15 protein-coding genes are annotated in these 19,418 nt (G+C 71.9%); 4 read left to right on the top strand and 11 right to left on the bottom strand.

The genetic code is table 11. The features are described from left to right. Positions 1 to 21 precede the first annotated feature (21 nt). Together EKO23_RS25270 and EKO23_RS12485 are read right to left on the bottom strand one after the other, a co-directional pair. Positions 22 to 1,332 (bottom strand): glycosyltransferase family 4 protein, encoded by a 1,311-nt coding sequence (locus EKO23_RS25270; protein WP_167880449.1) that lies wholly within the window; start codon positions 1,330 to 1,332, stop codon positions 22 to 24. Next, complete coding sequence (locus EKO23_RS12485) at positions 1,329 to 2,540, bottom strand: MATE family efflux transporter (protein ID WP_134717726.1); 1,212 nt, start codon at positions 2,538 to 2,540, stop codon at positions 1,329 to 1,331. The genes EKO23_RS25270 and EKO23_RS12485 overlap by 4 nt, the downstream gene beginning before the upstream one ends. Before the next feature lie 350 nt (positions 2,541 to 2,890). On the opposite strand from EKO23_RS12485, the gene EKO23_RS12480 reads away from it, so the two are divergent. From EKO23_RS12480 to EKO23_RS12465, 4 genes are all read left to right on the top strand, one after another. After that, the gene (locus tag EKO23_RS12480) at positions 2,891 to 3,853 is read left to right on the top strand and encodes a glycosyltransferase family 2 protein (RefSeq protein WP_134717724.1); all 963 of its coding nucleotides are present in this window, start codon (positions 2,891 to 2,893) and stop codon (positions 3,851 to 3,853) included. A gap of 2 nt (positions 3,854 to 3,855) precedes the next feature. Next, entirely contained in the window at positions 3,856 to 5,109 is a 1,254-nt protein-coding gene (locus EKO23_RS12475) for a polysaccharide pyruvyl transferase family protein (protein WP_167880448.1), read from the top strand. 113 nt (positions 5,110 to 5,222) lie between these two features. After that, on the top strand, positions 5,223 to 6,839 hold the full coding sequence (locus tag EKO23_RS12470) for a right-handed parallel beta-helix repeat-containing protein (protein ID WP_217702600.1): 1,617 nt from the start codon (positions 5,223 to 5,225) through the stop codon (positions 6,837 to 6,839). A 15-nt stretch (positions 6,840 to 6,854) separates the two neighbouring features. Next, complete coding sequence (locus tag EKO23_RS12465) at positions 6,855 to 7,520, top strand: phosphatase PAP2 family protein (RefSeq protein ID WP_134717720.1); 666 nt, start codon at positions 6,855 to 6,857, stop codon at positions 7,518 to 7,520. On the opposite strand, the gene EKO23_RS12460 is transcribed toward EKO23_RS12465, so the two are convergent. The 9 genes from EKO23_RS12460 to EKO23_RS12420 form a co-directional block, all read right to left on the bottom strand. Then, positions 7,479 to 8,468 carry a GHMP family kinase ATP-binding protein gene (locus tag EKO23_RS12460; RefSeq protein WP_134717718.1) on the bottom strand — a complete coding sequence of 330 codons (990 nt, stop codon included), beginning with the start codon at positions 8,466 to 8,468 and terminating at the stop codon, positions 7,479 to 7,481. The two genes, EKO23_RS12465 and EKO23_RS12460, sit on opposite strands and share 42 nt — an antisense overlap. Continuing rightward, positions 8,465 to 9,166 carry a nucleotidyltransferase family protein gene (locus tag EKO23_RS12455; RefSeq protein ID WP_134717716.1) on the bottom strand — a complete coding sequence of 234 codons (702 nt, stop codon included), beginning with the start codon at positions 9,164 to 9,166 and terminating at the stop codon, positions 8,465 to 8,467. The genes EKO23_RS12460 and EKO23_RS12455 overlap by 4 nt, the downstream gene beginning before the upstream one ends. After that, entirely contained in the window at positions 9,163 to 10,275 is a 1,113-nt protein-coding gene (locus EKO23_RS12450) for an NAD-dependent epimerase/dehydratase family protein (RefSeq protein ID WP_134717714.1), read from the bottom strand. Before EKO23_RS12450 ends, EKO23_RS12455 begins: the two co-directional genes overlap by 4 nt. Then, complete coding sequence (locus EKO23_RS12445) at positions 10,272 to 11,420, bottom strand: glycosyltransferase family 4 protein (protein WP_134717712.1); 1,149 nt, start codon at positions 11,418 to 11,420, stop codon at positions 10,272 to 10,274. The genes EKO23_RS12450 and EKO23_RS12445 overlap by 4 nt, the downstream gene beginning before the upstream one ends. Position 11,421: 1 nt before the next feature. Beyond that, on the bottom strand, positions 11,422 to 12,612 hold the full coding sequence (locus EKO23_RS12440) for an HAD-IIIA family hydrolase (RefSeq protein WP_134717710.1): 1,191 nt from the start codon (positions 12,610 to 12,612) through the stop codon (positions 11,422 to 11,424). A 144-nt stretch (positions 12,613 to 12,756) separates the two neighbouring features. Next, a complete protein-coding gene (locus EKO23_RS12435; RefSeq protein ID WP_134717708.1) occupies positions 12,757 to 13,998 on the bottom strand; it encodes an O-antigen ligase family protein in 1,242 nt (413 codons plus the stop codon). Then, positions 13,995 to 15,536, bottom strand: a complete 1,542-nt coding sequence (locus EKO23_RS12430; protein WP_134717706.1) for a hypothetical protein — start codon at positions 15,534 to 15,536, stop codon at positions 13,995 to 13,997. Before EKO23_RS12430 ends, EKO23_RS12435 begins: the two co-directional genes overlap by 4 nt. Beyond that, entirely contained in the window at positions 15,533 to 17,161 is a 1,629-nt protein-coding gene (locus EKO23_RS12425) for a Wzz/FepE/Etk N-terminal domain-containing protein (protein WP_134717704.1), read from the bottom strand. The genes EKO23_RS12430 and EKO23_RS12425 overlap by 4 nt, the downstream gene beginning before the upstream one ends. 245 nt (positions 17,162 to 17,406) lie before the next feature. After that, positions 17,407 to 19,413: an alginate lyase family protein gene (locus EKO23_RS12420; RefSeq protein ID WP_134717702.1), complete on the bottom strand. Its 2,007-nt coding sequence runs from the start codon at positions 19,411 to 19,413 to the stop codon at positions 17,407 to 17,409. Positions 19,414 to 19,418: the final 5 nt, after the last annotated feature.

The following is a 19,418-nucleotide window of genomic DNA, read 5'->3' as shown; positions in this document are numbered from 1 at the left end:
GCCGGCAACGGCTCGTTCGCGCTACGCACCACCGTCGTCACGCGCGTGCTCGGCTCGGCGCGAGGACGACTCGACCGGGCCCTGCCCGACACGAGCCGGCGCATCGGGGCCCCGGAGAGCGAGATCGGGCGCGTGCGTCGCACCCACCGTCTCGAGGAAGCTGATCAGGCGAGGGACCACGACGTCCGCGGCGTAGTCCCGCTCGAAGCGCGCCCGGGCAGCGAGCCCGGCGCGCTTCGTCTCGGCCTCCGAGGCCAGCAGCCCGACCAGCACGTCGGCCGCACGCGCCGGCTCGTCCAGGGGCCAGTACCGGCCCTCCTCCGGGTCGTCGATGAGCTCGGCCAGGGCCCCCGCATCCGTCGTGACCACCGGCAGCCCGGCGGCCATGGCCTCCATGACCGCGATGCACGACGACTCGGAGTACGACGAGTGCACGTAGGCGACATATCCCGGCAGCTTCTCCTCGACGTCGGGCTGGAAGCCGAGGAACCGGACCTGCTCCGCGATGCCGAGCTCCTCTGCCAGGCGGGCGAGACGTGCGTGCTCGATGCCCTCACCGAAGAGGTCCAGGGTGTAGACCTGTCCACGCGACCGGGCCTCGGCCAGGATCTGGAACAGGTAGCCGTGGTTCTTCACCGGCAGCAGGTTCCCCACGGACACCAGGTCCCCGCGGCGCGGACCCGGTCGTGCGGCCGCGGGACGACCGACGAAGTTCGTCACGACGCGACTCGGGACCTGTGCCGCCTCGGGCAGCCACTCCAGCAGAGCGCGCTGCGCCCAGCGCGAGACGTACACGAGACCGTCGACCGTGGGCACGACCTGCCGCTCGAGCCGGCGGATCGCCCGATGGGTGCGGCCGTTCCACGAGATGTAGGAGCGGTGCGCCCACTCGTCGGACTGCGAGCTCACGAAGTGGACCGCCAGCACGACCCGCTGCTCGGGACCACTCCGGGCCCGCAGCGCGGCCCGGGCAGATACCGGGCAGTGCACGTAGACCACGCACGGTCCGGTGCGCGCAAGCTCGTGGCGCAGGGCCCAGCGGAGGAAGACCTCGTGTGAGCGGCGGTACCACCGGACGTGTGCCGCGCTGCTCACCCTCTCGAGCACCGGCGAGACCGCGAACACCGCCAGGATCACCAGCCGTCGCCAGGGACTGGACCCGGCCCAGGTTCGTGGTGTGACGAGCTGCGGTGCTTCTCCGGATCCTGCCGCGACGTGCTCGCGCAGCTGACGCACGTGCGTGTGCACCCCGGTGATCCCCTGGTCTCGAGCCAGCATCGCGACGACCAGCGGCACGTGGTGCCGCGACCTCGAGTCGGCCGTGGTGGTCACGACACGGCCTCTGGCAGCGCCTGGGCCCGCAGCGCCCGGTCCTCGGCGACCTGGTTCCGGAGGGCACGCCATGCCAGTACGACGCCAGTCCATGCGGCGATCGCCGTTCCGATCATGGTGCCGGGCAACCCCGCCACGACGGCGCCACCGACAGAGAGCACGACGACGAGCGTCGAGCAGGCCAGCATCACCCGGAGGCTGCGTCGGGCCCCACCCAACGCATGCAGTCCGGCACCCGCTCCGGCCATGAGGCTCGTGCCCATCAGGGAGACCGTCGCCAGCGGGACCAGCGGACGGGCCTCCACCCACAGGTCGCCCACGACCAGCTGACCCAGACCGTGGGGCAGCAGGATCCAGAGCAGCAGCCCCCACGAGAGGGCCGCGGCCGCAAGGGCCATTCCCCGCACCAGGCACGCGGATCTCACACGGTCCAGGTTCTCGCGGGCGAGGACTCCCAGCTCCGGGATGAACACGGCACCGGATCCGTGCAGGAGCACCTGGAAGGGACCCATGAGCGTGTTGACCACCTGCAGGTACCCCACCGCACTCAGGCCGAGCGTGTAGCTGACGCCGGACGCGCGCAGCTGACCGGACCCGCTGCCGGCCATTCCCTCCATCATGAACCGGACATTCAGGTCGCGGTGAGCAACGAGCCAGGCGCGGGTCTGACCGGGCCGGGGAAGGCACCATGCCTGCCAGCACCCGGCGAGTGCCGCCACACCGGCACTGCAGCCCCACGCCAGGACGAACCCGAAGGCGCTCGGCTCGCTCATCTCCGCCACCACGGTGATGGTGGGCACGAGAGCTGCCGCCCACACGAGGTCGTTCACCAGCGCGGCCTTCGGTCGGCCGTCGACGAAGAAGGCGTAACGCCAGGCGTCCTGCAGCAGCAGGAAGGGGAGCACGAGACCGAGCGCGAGCATGGCACCGCTGATCGGCGCCGGCACGTAGAGCGCCACGAGCATCACGATCAGTCCGGCCGTGACACCGACGACCGTCGCGGTACCGGTGCTACGGCGTACCGCGGACCGCCACGTCGCGGGATCCGAGCCGCTGAGCCGCACCATGAGCGGATCGGTGGCGAGGCCGCGGGAGGCCGTCAGGGCGACCGTGTAGGTGAGGAAGGCGAGACTGTAGGCACCGAGGTGCGTCGCGTCGAGCTGGTGGGCGGCCGTGGCGGCCACCACGAAGTTCGTCAGGCTGGACACGGCCTGGTCCCCGATGCCCCAGCCGAGTCGGCGCAGCAACGAGATGCGCGGCCATGCGCGCCGCCGGCGATGCGCCGCAGGCACAGACGCCATCAACACCTCACTTCGACGCCCCCGCCCCGCCTGTGCATGAAGCTCCTGGGGCCTGATGCTCCATCCTCGCGCGTCCAGTCCGCACGGTCGCACTGATTGACCGAACACTGGGGTGACATGGTCCGGTCGGGGCATGTTGGGAGAACTTCGCCCGAAACCTGCATGCGCTCTCGCGCCCGGCCTAGGCTGGTGAGCACCGGGGACTCACATCGGTCCTCGCGTCGACCCTGCCGGGGGAAAGCAGAGGTGGAGGACGCATGCCGCCCAGGCTGAGCATCGGACTGCCGGTCTACAACAACGACGACTTCCTCGCCGAGTCGATCGACGCGCTCCTCGGCCAGACCTTCAGCGACTTCGAGCTGATCATCTCGAGCAACGCGTCCACCGACGGAACCGACGACATCTGCCGCGAGTACGCAGCACGGGACTCGCGGATCCGGTTCTTCCGGCAGGACCGCAACATCGGAGCGGCCCCACACCACGACTTCGTCTTCCGCAAGGCGCAGGCCGGGCTGTTCAAGTGGGCCTCCGGAGACGACCTCTACGCCCGCGACCTGCTCGAGCGCTGCGTCGACCTGCTGAGCGTCCACCCCGAGGCGGTCCTCGCCCACAGCTGGACGGCGGCCGTCGACTCGACCGGCACGGTCGTGCAGGCGTTCGAGTACCCCCTCGCCACCGACTCCCCGGATCCCCGCACCCGCCTCCACAGCATGCTGTTCGGCGGCGACGACCTTCCCGGCGCGATCCGGGCGGACGACTTCTACGGCGTGATCCGCTCCGACGTCCTGCGCAAGGTGAAGCCGCACGGCAGCTTCCACCATGCCGACCAGACCTTCATGTGCGAGCTGGCCCTGCACGGCCCGTTCGTGCAGCACCCGGACTTCCTGTACTTCCGGCGGCACCACCCCGGCCGTGCACACCAGGCCAATCCCAGCATCAAGTCCTGGTGCTCCAACCTCGATCCTCGACGGAGCGGCCCCCTGCACCCCACGGTCCGTCTGCTCGCCGAGTACCCACTGATGAACCTCGGGATGGTTGCCCGGGCCCCGCTGTCCGCTCGCGACCGCCGACGGTGCTACGTCGAGGTGGCACGGTGGATGGTCGACCGGGGGCTCCAGCGCTCTCACGGGCGCCCCGAGGACTCGCTCGAGATCGAGCCCGTCGAGCCCGGCTCGATCCCGATGCGCTCCCTCGTGGCCGGCCAGCAGTCCGGATCCTGATCTTGCCGCGACGGAGGAGGAACGGACCTGCCGTCGGCCTGTTCGGCCGCCTCGGCGCCGGGAACATCGGGAACGACGCGACCATGGAGGTGGTGCTGGCCGGGATCCGCGCCCGACAGCCGTCCGTGGTGATCGACTGCATGTGCTCCGGCCCGGAGGAGATCACCCGCAAGCATGGCCTCCCGGCCCAGCACCTGCACGCGTTCCACACCCAGCCGCGCGGCCGCCGCGGACCGGCCCGGACGATCGCGCGGATCGCTGCGGGAGCCGTCGTCGACGCCTGGCGCACCGCCGCCTGGGTACGCCGCCACGACGCGGTGATCGTCCCCGGCATGGGAACCCTCGAGGCGACCCTGCAGGAGCGCCCCTGGCAGATGCCATGGTCGCTCTTCCTCCTGGGTGTGTCAGGACGGCTCTTCGGCGTCGACGTCGCCTTCCTCTGCGTGGGAGCGAGCCACATCCCCGAGCCCGCGAACCGGTGGCTGATGGTCACGGGGGCGCGCCTTGCGCACTACCGTTCGTTCCGGGATTCCCGGTCGCGCGACGAGCTGGCCGCGATGGGCGTGCCGTGCCGCGCCGACGCGGTCTTCCCGGACCTGGTGCTCTCCCTTCGTCGTCCGGAGACACCCGCACCCGACGGACCCCTCACCGTCGCCGTCGGCGTGATGGCGTTCCGCGGGTCGAACACCGAACGTGGTCGCTCGGAGGCGGTCCACGCCACGTACGTCGACGCGATGGTGCGCGCGGTCGTCCGGCTCCTCGACGCGGGTCACCGGGTCCGGCTCGTCATCGGGGACGCCGAGGACCGCGACACCGCCCTGGCCATCGAGGAGCAGGTGCTCGCACGACGTGCCGGCGCCGCTGGGTACCTGCCCTTCGCCGCCGCGTCCTCCTTCGACGAGGTCCTGGCGCAGCTGGCTGCCTGCGACGTCGTGGTCGCAGCCCGCTACCACAACCTCGTCGCTGCGCTCGTCCTCCACAAGCCGACGCTCGCGATCGCCTACGGGGACAAGCACGAGTCCCTGCTCGCGTCGATGGGCCTGCCGGGCCACACGCTGCCGATCAGGACGCTTGACGTCGAGCTGCTCGAGTCGCGCGTCGTTGCCCTCCATCGATCACGGGAGCAGGTCGAGGGTCTCCTGCGGCAGCACCACGAGGCCGTCCTGGCTGAGGTCGACCGCCAGTTCGACGAGCTCGACTCCGCCCTCTTCGGTCAGCGGCGGACGTCGCCGTCGTCGTCGCGCTCGATGCCGTGAGCCGGTCCCGCGCCGGACTGGGGTGGATGTGACCCGTCTGGGTCAAGAGACGAACGAGGTGTACTGGGTAGGGTCGAGCCTCCGCGCCGTGGGAACGCGGGAGGGGGGCCCTCATGGTCTTGGGCACGGCCCGAACGGGGACCCGCCGGAGGTACGCCCTGGTGCTGGCGGTCGCTCTCGGGGTGGCCCTGACGTCCCTCGCCGCGGTGGGACTCGCCAGCGGTCGCCTGTCCGGCCCCGGGCCACTGCCCGGGTCGTCGATCGTCGACGACCCACCGGCCGACCCCGCCTCGGACCCAGGAGCCTCGGTGCCGGGCCCGGCGGCGCCGCGCACGCCCCCTGCCGAGGTCTGCGGCTCGCGGACCCTCGACGGTCCGGGGCGACCGCCGACCGGGGCGATCCGCATCACCACGGACCAGAACCTCATGACCGCCGCCGAGAACCACCCCGAGGGAACCACGTTCTGGCTCACGAGTGGGCGGCACGTCCTCGGTCCCGGAGAGTTCACGCAGGTTGTGCCCAAGGACCGACAGCGGTTCATCGGTGCCCCCGGTGCGGTGCTGGACGGTCAGCGGCAGAACAGCTACGCGTTCGGCGGCCCCGCGCAGCACGTGCGGATCTCCCACCTCACCGTCCAGAGCTTCGGAACCACCATCCGCGACAACTCCAGCGAGGCCGTGGTCAACCACGACGGAGGAGCCGGCTGGGTCGTCCAGCACACCACCATCCGCTGGAATGCCGGCGCCGGCCTCTTCCTCGGCAGTGACAGCGTGACCACCGGGAACTGCCTCGAGGCCAACGGCCAGTACGGCTTCACCACCGGCAGCGCCGACGGCGTGCTGCTCCGCCGCAACGAGATCACCGGCAACAACACGGCGGACTGGGAACGTCTCGAGGACGGCTGCGGGTGCACCGGCGGCGGGAAGTTCTGGGAGACGACGCGGGTGAGGGTCGTCGACAACTGGGTCCACCACAACCGCGGGGCGGGACTCTTCGTGGACACGAACAACGCGGGCTTCCGGGTGGAGGGCAACCTCGTCGAGGACAACACCGAGAGCGGCCTGATCTACGAGACCAGCTACAACGCCGTCGTCCGCGGCAACACGTTCGCCCGGAACGCGCTCGTCTCCGGCCCGACGGATCCCGGGTTCCCCCGCTCGGCGATCTACATCTCGGAGTCGGGGAGCGACACGCGTGTCGGCGCACCGTACGGGGACCGGCTCCTCATCGAGCACAACCGGTTCATCGACAACTGGGGCGGCGTGGTCGGCTGGGAGAACGCCGACCGGTTCGCGGGTTCGCCCGTCAACACCAGCACGGGCTACTCCACCCTCGTGAATCCGCGCGTCGCCACGGTCGAGGCGTGCGCGGACCCCGACCTGATCGGGACCGAGCCGTACGTCGACGACTGTCGCTGGAAGACGCAGCACCTGCGCGTGCGGGCCAACGTCTTCCAGTTCGACCCGTCCCACTTCGAGGGCGGCTGCCGGGCCGAGCAGGGATGTGGCTTCAACGGGCTCTTCGCGAACTGGGGCACGACTCCGGACTGGTCGCCGTACATGGAGGACGTCGTGATGAAGGCGATCACCTTCGACCAGGACAACGTCTGGGCCGACAATCGCTACACGGGCCCGTGGAGGTTCATGGTCGAGGACCAGGGCAACGTGGTCGGCTGGGAGGCGTGGCGCGGGGCGCCGTACCACCAGGACGCCGGGAGCACCCGTGACTAGCCGTACGAGAGCGGCATGACCCGCCGCGCGAGGACGGTGTTCGCCGCCGTCTGCGTCGCGGCGTTCGGGCTCCTGTCGTTCTGCGTCGCCCGGTCCCTCACGGACGGGCTCGATGACCGGGTGCGCCAGGTGTTCCGCCCGGACGACATCTGGAGCACCAACCAGCTCATCTTCGGCAACGTCGTCGACGGTCTGGAGCCCCCGATCGCCGTGGCCATCCTGGCCGTGGTGGCCTCGGTCGCCGCGGTCGTGCGTCGCTCGCCTGCTCCGCTCGTCTTCGCCGGCGCGATCACCGTCGTGGCCGCGGCCCTCACCATGGCGAGCAAGGCGCTCGTGGGACGCGCGGACCCGCACGGTGACCTGAACGGCCACGGTGGCGCCTACCCGTCCGGCCACATGGTCATGCTCGTCGTGGCGCTCAGCGGGTGCGTCCTTCTGCTGCGCCGACGCAGCCACTGGGGCGACTGGGTGCTGGTCACCGCGGTGGTCGTGACCATGGGCGTCAGCCTGCTGTTCCTCGCGACCCACTGGTTCACCGACGTGGTCGGGGGTGCCCTGCTCGGTGCCGTCGTCGCGACCGTGGCGACGCTCGTCCCCGCCCCTCGTGGACTACGCAGGGAGGGTCCGGAACAGCCGGCCTCAGCTCCAGATGTCCCGGTGCACGTTGAAGATGACGCGTGAGCCGAGTGGATCGATCTTGATCGGGAGCTCCTTCATGTCCGCGAACGACGCCCGCACCGCGGTCTGGCGCTCGATCGGGCAGCTGACCAGCACGAACCCGCCACCTCCGGCGCCGGCGATCTTGGCCCCGGTCGCGCCCTCGGCCAGCGCGCTCTCGACCGCCTCGTCGAGCCGTGCGTTCGAGACGCCCGAGGCCAGCGCCCGCTTGGCCTGCCAGCTCTTGCCGAGCGCAACCCCCACCGCGCCCGTGTCACCCGCCCGCAGCCCGTCGGCGGCCTCGCCGGCGAGGTCGCGCAGCTGGTGCAGCTGGGTCAGCTTGTCGCCGATGTTGGCCTTCTGCTCGCTGAGGATGGTGTCCGCGCTCCGGGTGATGCCGGTGTAGAAGAGCAGCAGCTCGTCCTGCAGCCGGCGGTGCGCGGTCGACTCCAGCCGGATCTGGTCGACCAGCACCCGGTCGCCCGGGCCGAACCGCAGGTCACAGATCCCGCCGTACGCCGCGGCGTACTGGTCCTGCTTGCCGATCGGCTTGCCGCACCGGTCGATCTCGATCGTGCAGGCGCGGTCGGCGAGCTCCTCGGCCGACACCTGCCGGCCGGCGTACGCGAAGAGCGCATGCAGCAGCCCGACGGTGACCGCCGACGAGGACCCGAGCCCGGACCCGGCGGACGGGATGTCGGCGAGCGTGGTGATCTCGACGCCGCCGCGCACCCCGGCCATGTGCATGGCCTCGCGGACCAGGTCGTGCCGGACGTCCTCGACCCGGCTGACGACCTCCTTCTGCGAGTAGTTGACGTAGATGTCGTCGTCGAAGCGCTGCTTGACGACCACGTAGACGTACTTGTCGATCGCGGCGTTGAGGACCCGCCCGCCGTGCTCGCGGTAGTACGCAGGGATGTCGGTGCCGCCGCCCACGAGGCCGACCCGCAGCGGGGTCTGCGTGATGATCATGCGCTCCTCCGTCCGATCCACTCCCGGCGCGCCCGGTCGAGGGCCTCGGGGGTGCCGATGTCGCACAGCCAGGCGTCACCGAGGTCGACGACGCCCGCGCGGCCGACCAGCCGCGGCAGCAGGTGGAAGCCGATGTCGCGGGGGTCCGGGCCCTCGACCAGGTCGAGCACCTCGGGCCCGAAGGCGTACATCCCGGCGTTCGCGAGGTCGCTGCGCGGGTGGGCGGGCTTCTCCTCGAAGCCGGTCACCAGCCCGTCGGTGACCTCGACGATCCCGCACTGGGTCGGGTCCGGTGCGTGGAACACGCTCAGTGTCGCCGCCTGCCCGCCGGTCCGGTGCGCGGCCACGAGGACCGCAGGATCGAAGTCCGTCAGGTTGTCGGCGTTCAGCGCGAGGAACATCTCCTCGCCGCGCAGGAAGGCGGCGTTGGCGCGCAGGGTGCCGGCGCTGCCGAGCAGCACCGGCTCCAGCACGGTGTGCACGACCGGGCCGACCCGGCGGGTGAGCAGGTGTGCCTCGACCAGGTGGGGCAGGTGGTGCAGGTTGACCAGCACCTCGTCCACGCCGGCTCCGGCCAGCGCGTCCAGCCAGGTGTCGAGCAGCGTGCGGCCGCCCACCTGCACCAGGCACTTGGGGGTGTGGTCGGTCAACGGGCGGAGACGCGTGCCCAGCCCCGCAGCGAGCAGGACGGCCTTCACGTCGCCGCCTTCCGCACCACGCCGAGCTCGCGCATCTTCGCGTCGGCGTCCGCCAGGACCCGGTCGAGGTCGGGCATCCCCTCCAGCCACGCGGCGTACTCCGCGACCGAGTCGGCGGGCGTGCGCGCCGGCTTCCAGCCGAGCTCCTCGAGCGCGGCGACGTCGGAGATGATGTGCCGGGTGTCGCCGAAGCGGTACTCCCCGGTGACCCGGGCCGGCTGGTCGGAGGCGTACTGGCGGCGCACGACCTCGGAGAACTCCAGTGTCGTGTACGGCGTCCCTCCGCCGACGTTGAAGACCCGTCCGGCGGCACGCTGGTCGGTGAGCACGAGCTCGTTCGCGTCGACGACGTCGTGGATGTTGACGTAGTCGCGGATCGCTCCGCCGTCCTCGTAGACCGTCGGCGCGCCGCCGAGCAGGTAGTGCAGCGAGAAGATCCGACAGGCCCCCGAGTAGGCGTTGTAGACCGACTGCCGCGGCCCCTGCACGATGCTGTAGCGCAGGGCCGCCGTGGGGATCCCGTAGCGCCGGCCGAGGTTGACCGCGACCATCTCCTCGCCGTACTTGGACATGCCGTAGGCGTTCTGCGGGTTCGACACGCGCTCGGGGGTCCGCTGCAGCTCCAGCGGCCCGCCGCACGCCGGGCACGGCACCTCCCACTCGGCGGCCAGCAGCGCCGACTCAGGCCGCATGCCGGGCGTCTGCTCACCGTCGCGCGGGCAGAGGTAGAGCCCCTCGCCCATCGCCGACTGCGAGGAGGCGACCACGACCCGCTGGAGGTCGAGCCCCTCCGCGACCGCGATCTCGTAGATCAGGGCGGTCGAGGTGACGTTGACGTCGGTGAACCGCGAGAAGTCCGGCAGGTAGTCCTGGTAGGCCGCGAAGTGGTAGACCGCGTCGGTGTCGCGCAGCAGGCGGGTCATCAGCTCCCGGTCGCGGACGTCGCCGACCACGAGCTCGGCGCCGGGCGTGAGGTACTCCGGCCGGCCGTCGCGGTGCACCGGCGGCAGCAGGGCGTCGAGCACCGTGACCCGGTGACCGAGCTCGGCCAGCCGGTCGGCGGTGTGCGAGCCGATGAAGCCGGCCCCTCCGGTGACGAGGATCCTCATGCTTTCGCCTTCCTGGCCGCATGCACGGTGCGGTACACCTCGAGCGTCTGCTCGGCGGTGGCGGCCCACGTGAAGTCGGCGGCCCGCTCGGGACCGAGCCGCCTCAGCTTCTCCCCCGCCTCACCGACCGCGTCCACGATCGCGCCAGCGATCGAGGCCGGGTCGTGCGGGTCGGCGAGCAGCGCGGCCCCGCCGGCGGTCTCGGGCATCGCGCTGCGGTCCGAGGTGACCACCGGGCAGCCGCAGGCCATCGCCTCGAGCAGCGGCAGCCCGAATGTCTCGTTGAACGACGGGTAGACGAACACGTCCGCGGCCCGGTAGAAGTCCGCGGTCTCCGCGATCGGCACGCCGCCCACCCACACCACGTCACCTGCGACACCCAGCTCCTCGGCCAGCGCCCGCAGCCGCCCCGTGTACGCCGTGTCCCGGCCCGGGCCGACCACCACCAGCTGGTGCCCGCCGAGCTCGCCGCGCGCCTGCGCGAAGGCCCGGATCAGCCCCTCGCAGTTCTTGTACGGCCACAGCGAGGAGACGAACAGCACGAACGGCCGCCGCACGCCGTACCGCTCGCGGACGAGCTCGGTCGCGGCCGCCCGGTCCCCGCGGTGGAACAGCTCGTGGTCGACGGCCTCGCGGATCAGGTGCAGCTTGGCAGGGTCGACGTCGAGGTAGCGCTCCACCTCCGAGCGCAGGCTCTCGGAGTTGATGATGATGGCGTCGGCGACGTCCGCGGTGTGCGGGTAGCCGCGCTGGCGGTACCACCGGACCAGCGGCGGGATCGCCTCCGGCTCGGTGAACGCGTGCATGGTCTTGAAGTGCGCCACCACCGCCGGGGCCGGCTTCACCATCGGTGCGATCAGCGTGTTGAACACGTCGATGCCCGCGGCCCGGAGCCGGGGCGGCGCCCACACCTGCTCGCTGAGGGTGCGCAGCCTCGGGTGCTCGTTGGACCACGGGAACGTCAGGTAGCCGACGCCGTCGCCGTAGTCCTCGTGCATCGCGCGGGACCGTGGGCTCACCAGCAGCCGGATCTCCTCGTCGGGGCGCAGACGGGCTGCCATCTCCGGGATGATCCGGGTCCAGAACCAGTGCGCCCCGGACGGGTGGTCCGGGTGGTCGGTGAGCAGGTTGATCGCGACGCGCATGTCAGAACACCTGGGCCGCGACCATCGACGAGGACATGCGGGACTGGCGCACGTACTGCGCGAGCAGGTGCATGCACGCCTGGTGCGCGTCCTCCACGACCCCGTAGTTGGTGCAGTCGACGTGGACCGACACGTTCGCCAGCGTCCGCGCCGGCCCGCCCTCGAAGCCGGTCAAGGCGATCGTGTGCATCTCGTGGGCGGCCGCCCACTCCAGCGCGCGCACGATGTTCGGGGAGCGGCCCGAGGAGGACACCACGACCAGCACGTCGCCCGGACGGGCCAGGGACTGGAGCTGGAACTCGAAGACCGCCTCGTAGCCGATGTCGTTCGCGATCGCGCTGAGGATCTCCATGTTGGAGCTCAGGCTGGTGACCCGGGTGTGCAGGTCGGTGCCGACGCGCACCCCCTTCACGTGGTCGCACATCAGGTGGTTGGCGATGGACGCGGAGCCGCCGTTGCCGCAGGCGAACACCGCGGCGTCGCGGTCGTAGGCCGCGTTCAGGGTCTTCGCGGCCCGCTCCACCTCGCCCAGGTCGACGCTGGCCATGGCCCGGCCGATCTCGGCCGTGTAGTCCTGCGCGAACAGGTCGGCCGACTCGTAGCGGGCAGCCGGGAACCGCATGGCGGCACTCTCGTCGAGCAGGCTCGGCTCGTCCGACTCGGGCCCGAGGATCAGCTGGACGGCGGCTGCCAGGTCGGGCACCGAGCGCACCTGCGGGTCGGTGGTGGCGCACCCGATGAAGATCGGCCTGGCGCCGATGGCGCGGGCCAGACCGACGTCGACCGGGCTGTCGCCGACCACCCACGAGGCGGCCAGGTTGAGGTCCAGGGCCTGGGCGGCGGCCAGCGCCATGCCCGGGGCCGGCTTGCGGTCCGCGCTGACCCGGGCGTACTCCGGCACGGTGCCGTCCGGGTGATAGGGGCAGAACAGCCACATGTCCACGCGTGCGCCGGCAGCGGCCAGCACCTCGTCGATGTGGGCGTGCACGCGCTGCACGTCGTGGACGCCGTAGAGCCCCCGGGCAACCCCGGACTGGTTGGTCACCACGACCACGGGGATGTCGGCGGCGTTCAGCGCGGCGATCGCCTCGACGGCGCCCGGGAGGAGCTCGACCCGGTCCACCGAGCCGACGTAGCCGGTGTCGACGATGATCGTGCCGTCCCGGTCCAGCAGGACCCCCGCGCGGCTCACCGGACCGGTCCCGTCAGGCTGTCGTGCTCGAACATGTTCCCCCACCCCTGTTCGTGATCGTAGGTACTCGGAATGCCGCTCGGGGCGGCTCGGCGCAAGACTGGGGTCGATGGCCCAGTCGGATTGGTCACGGGGGCCACCCGGCTACGCTCGTGCTGCACGGGCACCCCCTCCTTCGGCACTGGCCATGGGATCGCGTCCCGGCGCCGCGAGCAGCGAGGCCGCGATCGCCAGGTCGAGCGTGTACGTCGACGCCGTTCCGAGGCCCGTCTCGGTGATCGAGGCCACGATGCAGTAGACGACCAGGAACAGCGCCACCGCGCGCTCCGGCCCCCGACGGTGGCTCGCGGCCATGAGCAGCAGCACGAGCACGAGCGCGGCGTCCACCAGCACCCCGAACCAGCCTTGGTCGACGTAGTTGGCCACCCAGCTGCTGTCGATCGCCAGGCCGCGGAACGTGTTGTTGGACAGGCCCGTCCCGAACATGTCCTCGAGCGGGGGCCGGGAGTGGCTGAAGACGTCGGACCACACCTTGGTCCGACCCGTCAGCTGCCCGGCGTCCTCGGCGCTCTCGCCCCGCAGGGCCCACGACTTCACCTGCGACGCGAAGACCGTCGTCAGTGCGACGACGGCGACCGCCCCGAGCGCGGAGGTGCGACGGACGCGCACGTGCCCCAGGAAGAGGCTCGCCGCAGCGATCGCCAAGCCGATGGTGAGTCCGAGCAGGGCAGTCCGCGTGTGCGTCAGGAGCATCACTACTGCGGGTACCACGATCCCGAACGCCGCGTTCCTGCTCGAGATGACGCGACAGAGCCAGAGCACCGCAGAGGTGCCGACGAGGACGGCTGAGTAGTGGGCCACCTGCGTCGGTGGGATCGGCCACACGGCGCCCGCGAGTCGTCCGTCGAACCCGAAGGCGTAGCCCGGGGCCACCAGCGCACCCACGACGACACTCCCGACGATCACGCCCAGCACGCGACGGTGGCAGCGCAGCAGGAGCATGTCGCTGCGTCCCCACCACCTCGTGGTCAGCCACAGAACCAGGACGAACCCGGCCAGGCGAAGCGATCGGTAGGTCGATCCGATCGGAAACTCACTGTGGAGGCTGACCATGAGTGACACGACGGAGAGGACCGTCAGCAGCACGAGGAAGAGGCTCGGCCTCACGAGGCCGCCCCGGTTGGCGGCGAGCGCGAGCAGCAGGGCGAGGGGCAGGGCGGCCTGGTTCGCGAGCTGTCCCAGGGGACCGGGGATGGGGAGGATGGTGGGGTTCCCCGCGACGGTGAGCACGTTGAAGTAGAGAGCGGCCCACACCAGCTGGACGCTCCAGGGGACCTCGCGAGCTCGAGGCCCTGTTCGTCGGAGCGCGAACTGCAGACTGGTCATGTCGAAGATCCGCGCAGGTCCCGACCCAGGCTGTCGTCGCGGCGGTCGTCCGCGACCAGCACGGCGAACTCCGGCTCCAGTCCGGCGGCCCGGATCAGCTCCCCTGCCGTGCGAAGGCGCTCGGCGCTGCACTGCCCGGCCGTGACGACCATGCGCACCTCGTTCACCCACGAGGAGAGCTCGTAGACGCCGACCGCAGGGTCGACGTCGACGAGCACGAGCACGACGTCCGCGTCGTCCCACCGGGCGCGAAGCGGGTGGTCCTCCCCCAGCGGTCCGCCATCCCGACGGTGTCCGTACGGACCGCTGGCCAGGGAGGGGATGCCGTCGGGTCGGAACACCACCAGCCCGTCATCCCCACCGTCCTGCGCCTCGGGTCCGGCCTGGCGAGCGAGGTTCCCGTCCTCGGTCAGGTCCACCACGAACACGCGAGCCCCCCGCTGACGGACCCGCTGAGCGAGAGCCGACATGAGGGCGACGCCGTCGCTCGTGTTGCCGATGGTCGCCAACGCCATCCGGACCGGCTCGTTGCGCGAGCGGGTCAGGTCGGGCTCCAGCGCGCTGACGAGCAGCTGCCGGTTCCGGTCGGGCGACCCCCCCCTGTGCACCAGCAGGTGCCAGAGGTGGTTCCCGCGAACCGGTCCGGCGCTCATCCACACCGGCACCCCGAGCGCGACCGCGATCTCCTCGCGACGCCGGAGCCGGTCAGAGGTCAGGGCCCAGAAGAGCACGAGTCCCGCGCCGAGGCAGAACCCACCCACGAGTCCGGCAGCTCCGGCCAGGACCGTGCGCATGCCGGACATGGGAGCAAGGGCCGGCGGGTCGAGCACGTGGCTGGCCGCGCGGACCCCGCTCACCTCGAGCTCCTGCTCCTCGATGAGCGACTGGAGCCGGTCGATCTCCGCGTTCAGCGACGCCCGTTCCGTCAGCACCTCGGCCGCCTCGGCCTGTCCGGCGCCGCCCACGCCACCGAGGGCGTCGTACTGCGCGGTCAACGACTCGACCCGCTTCCGCAACCGGTCGATCCGGGCCTGGTAGCCCCCGACGATCGCCTGCACGTGATCGTCCATCTGCTGGTTCCGGAGTTCAAAGAACTGCTCCACCACCGCGTCGGCCCGGGCCACCGCCTGTTCGGCGTCCGGAGCGGCGACGGTCAGGGCGATGACCCGACCGCTCTCCGGCAGCACGCTCACCGACGCTCGCAGAGCCTCGGGCGAGATCCGCAGGTCCATGTCGTCGACCACGGCCGCCGCCAGCCTCCGGGTGCGCAGGAGCGTCATGTCGGTCGCCAGGCCGTCGGCGGGGTCGACACCCTGCTCCTGGGTGAGCACGAGGGTCGCGGTGGCCTTCGGCGCGACCGGCACCAGTACCGAGGCGAGCACGCCCAGCGCGAGCCCGGCCACGGCGAAGGCGGCCCACACGCGCCAGTGGGTCATCAGGGCCGAGCGGAGGAAGTGCAGGCTGACGAGCGTGGCTGCCGGCTCTCCGGCGAGCTCTTGCTGCTCCGGGACTTCCTCGAGGATCCAGCCGCGGTTCATCGCTTCCTCCTGCGGCGCAGGTCGGAGACGCTCCCGGCGACCTTGGACGGATCCTGCTCGGAGCGACGCTTGGAGCCGCGGTGCGACGTCGCACCGCCGGGCAGCCCGGTCAGGCGCATCGGCAGTGCTGCCTGCTGGGCCCTCTCGCCGGCAAGAAGGCGACCCGTCGTGCGGTCGAGGTTGTCCGGGTCGGCGACGACGATCCCGTCGATCCAGTAGCCGGCGTCGTCCGCGACGACCGCGAGGCGCGCCAGGTCGTCCGCCGTCGCCGACCCCGCTGAGACAGCGAGGACGGTGGCCGCGGTCCGCGGCAGCTCGAGCAGCTCGGGATCGCGCCGGTCGACGACGGCGAGGACGACGGTCAGCTCCGCCTCGTCGTCGTCGCGGTCGTGCGTGTCGACGGTGAGGCCGGGCCGCACCTCCCCACCGATCAGATGACCGCACGCCGCCCACAGTGCGGCAGCGGACTCGTGGCTCTGTGCTGCGACGAGGCGGGTCTCGACGCCGACCGAAGCGACGTACGACGCCAGCTGCGGTCCCATCGACAGGCCCTTCATGTCCTCGGACAGGCTGATGACGGTGAGAGAGTCGGGATGCTTGATCGCGCCCTCGGAGCCCTCGGCGGCCTGGGCGTCGGTGCGACCCCGGCCCATCACCTGGCGCAGCGTCTGACGTATCGACCACGCATCCACGGTGGACGGCGCATAGTTTCCGAGCAGCGACGCCCAGCCCGCCACGTTGGTCGGGACCCGCGCGTGCAGGGATCCCACCACCGTCGTTCCGAGCGCGTCGGCGAGCTCGTCTCGGAGCCTCAGCCGCTGGTCCCGGCGCGCCAGCGCGACGATGACGGCGCTCGCCAACCCCATCACGGCCATGGCGCTGATGAAGGCAGGCACCCCGAACCGCACCACCGCGGACGGGCGGGCGGCCGGTGTGGCCGACTGGATGACCTGGGCATCCGCGGTGACGCCACTCCCGGACAGCTGGTCCTTGACCCGGTCGATCTGCAGGGACAGGTTCGCCTGCTCCGCGGTGAGCTGGCCCAGCGCGGCGGCGTCCGCCCGGCCGGCAGCGCTCAACGGGTTCGTCGTCCTCTTGCGCGCCAGCGCCTTCTCGATCTCCGCGTTGACCGTGGTCAGGCTCTTCTCGAGCGTCTGCTGGCGCTCCTGGAGGCCGGCCTTCTCGGCGTTCGACAGCGAGCTGGCCGCATCCTGCACGTAGGCCACCATGGCGGCCGCAACCGCGTTCGCCATCGACTCCGCCCGACCCGGGTTGTCGGCCTCGGCGGTGAACTCGAGCACGTCCTTGCTGGCCGCCATCACGTCGACCTGACGGCTCATCGCCCTCGCGCCGAGCACGGGCGACAGGTGGGCACCCGCGGGACGGAGGACGGCCTCGCTGCTCGCCACACGGATCTCGGTGGCGACGTCGCGCTCGATGCTCTGGCCGTTGGCGTCCTGGGCCGGCGGCAGGAGGACCTGGGTGGTGCTCGAGTACATCGGCGGGTTGTCGAGCACCAGACCGACACCCATGGCCGCTCCCACCAACGCAGCGCCGGCCAGCACCGCGCGCCTGCGCCGCAGGATGGTCAGCGCGGACCGGAGGTCGACGACCTGCTCACCCATGGACCACACCCCCCGTCGTCGCTCCGGCCAGCGCCACACAGCGTGTGGCCCCCTGGAGCCGGAGGGCCTGCTGGCCGCCCGAGCAGCCCAGCCGCGTCCGAGGCGCAACGTTCGCGCTGGTGTTCTCGGGGGGGACGAGCCCAACGACGACGTTGCCTCCCTTCGCGGCGAGCGTGCTCGCGACGGCCAGCAGACGTCCGTGCCGTCGTGGGCACGCTGCCCACGCACGGAGAACCGGTGTCTTGTCAATCACGACGAACGCCTCCTGCAACCTTGGCGTAGGTCCTGCCACGAATCGTCGAGCCCTCGAACACCAGGGCCGTCCGGAGCTCGAGCCGCCCTTCCAGGCTGCCGTTGCCGAGCAGCGTGGTGGTGGGAACCCGCTCGCCGAAGCGCGGGGAGTACCACCCGAGCACCGGTGCGGTCTCGCCGCGGTGCGCGGACCAGCGCAGGGCGGCAGGCAGCGTCATCGTCGCGGTCATCGGCCCGTCCGGGCCCTCCCACGACAGCAGCGCGGTGGCGCCGCGCAGCTCGACGGCGACCTCGGGACCGAGGTGCAGGGCCAGCCGCACGTGGTGCCGGGACTCGCCCTCGACCACGTCGGTCAGGGTGAGGCCGCGGGTGGCCCGGTCCAGGGTGACCGTACGACGGTGCGCGACGCCGAGCCGCGCGTAGCCGTCGTGCCGGGCGGTCCAGCACAGCCGGTCGGCGGCCGGATCCACCTCGGAGGCGAGCACCTCGCTGTGCGGCTGGGTGCTCCACAGGAAGGGGCCACCCTCGACGGCCTGGCTCTGCCCGTCGACCTCGAGGGTGTTGTGTGCGACCGTCGACCGGAAGTAGCTCCGCCACTCCGGCTCGCCGTGGTAGCAGTACGTCCCGGGGTCGACCAGCACCTCCACGCCCCCGTGCCGCACCTCGACCGCGAGCGCGTCGGCGTGGCCGTGTGCGGCGATCGACAGGAACCCGTGCGGGCCGGCGTCGCAGCGGCACCACACCTCGGAGCCCTCCTCCGGCGCCGTGCGCAGCAGGGTGATCCCGGCGTCGTCGAAGACCCGCGGCGCTGCGACCGGACGGCCGGGCACCCGGACCCGGCCCCCGAGCAGCGCCGGTACGACGGTGCTCGCGACGGTGCCGGTCCGGCGCTCGGGCCACCACGGGAGGGAACCGACGACGCCGTCGCCGAGCGCGAGCATCTGACCCCAGGCGGCCGCCTCGGGGTCGTCGAGCACCAGCGCGCGCCCCTCGTCGCCGTCCCCCTGGCGGGGCGGGTTGCCGGCCGCGTCGGTGAGAGCGGCCGCGGCGTCGAAGGAGCGGCCGAGCAGCGACCAGGTGCCGGCCGAGAGCGGGTGCCCGGCCGCGGCGGCCTCGGCCCCGGCGACCACGCCGAGCTCGGTGACGAACCGGTGGTAATCGGTGGCCAACTCGCGGTTGACGCCGCTGGGGAACGTGTTGGCGTGCAGCTCCCGGTGGAGCTGGGCGGCGGCGTCGGCGCGCCAGCGGGAGCTCTCGGCGAACCAGGGGAACGCGCAGGCCCCGGCCACGCGGCCGACCGCCTCGGCGACGACGTGGTTGTTGGCCGAGGAGCCGGTGCTGCGGAACGCGTCGAGGTACTCCTGGTGCCAGCGGATCTGGTGCAGCGCGACCGGGTTCTGCTCGAACAGGTCCGCGGCCCCGGCCCACCCGTCGAGCAGCCGTCGCGCCCACGCCCAGGCGGTGAGTCGGACGCCGAGCTCGATGCCGCTGGTCCAGTGGATGCCGGACAGGAACGGGTTCGCGTCCCACCAGGAGCGCAGCTGCCGGTCGACCGCCTCGGCGTACCGCGCGTCCCCGGTGAGCCACCAGCCGGCCGCGAGGACCGTGAGGTGGTGATGCCGGGAGAGCTCCCAGACCGACTTCACGTTGCCGGTCACCGCCTCGTCGCGGTGGTCGACCCGGAAGGCGAGCGTGCGCTGCGGCGCCCGGCGGCCGGTCACCGGGTCCCGGAACCAGTCGGGGTCCGCGATGTCCGGCCGGGGCGTGCCGAGCAGCAGCCACTCACCGGTCAGCACCCGGTCCGCGGCGGCGACGGCGGCGGCCCGGGCCGCAGGAGGCACCAGCTCCTGCGTCCCGGACGGGATCACGGTGGTGAACCGGCGCTCGTCCCGCAGGCGCGGGACCGGGCCCGGGTCGGCGCCCGGCAGGACCTGGCGGCGCGCCCAGGCACGGCGCCGGGCCTCGTCGGCGGTCCGGGAGGCGATCTCGGCGGGTGACATGCGCC

Source organism: Nocardioides guangzhouensis (assembly GCF_004519545.1).
In the GTDB taxonomy this organism is placed as follows: domain Bacteria; phylum Actinomycetota; class Actinomycetes; order Propionibacteriales; family Nocardioidaceae; genus Nocardioides; species Nocardioides guangzhouensis.
This window is presented reverse-complemented; position numbering and strand designations above follow the sequence as displayed.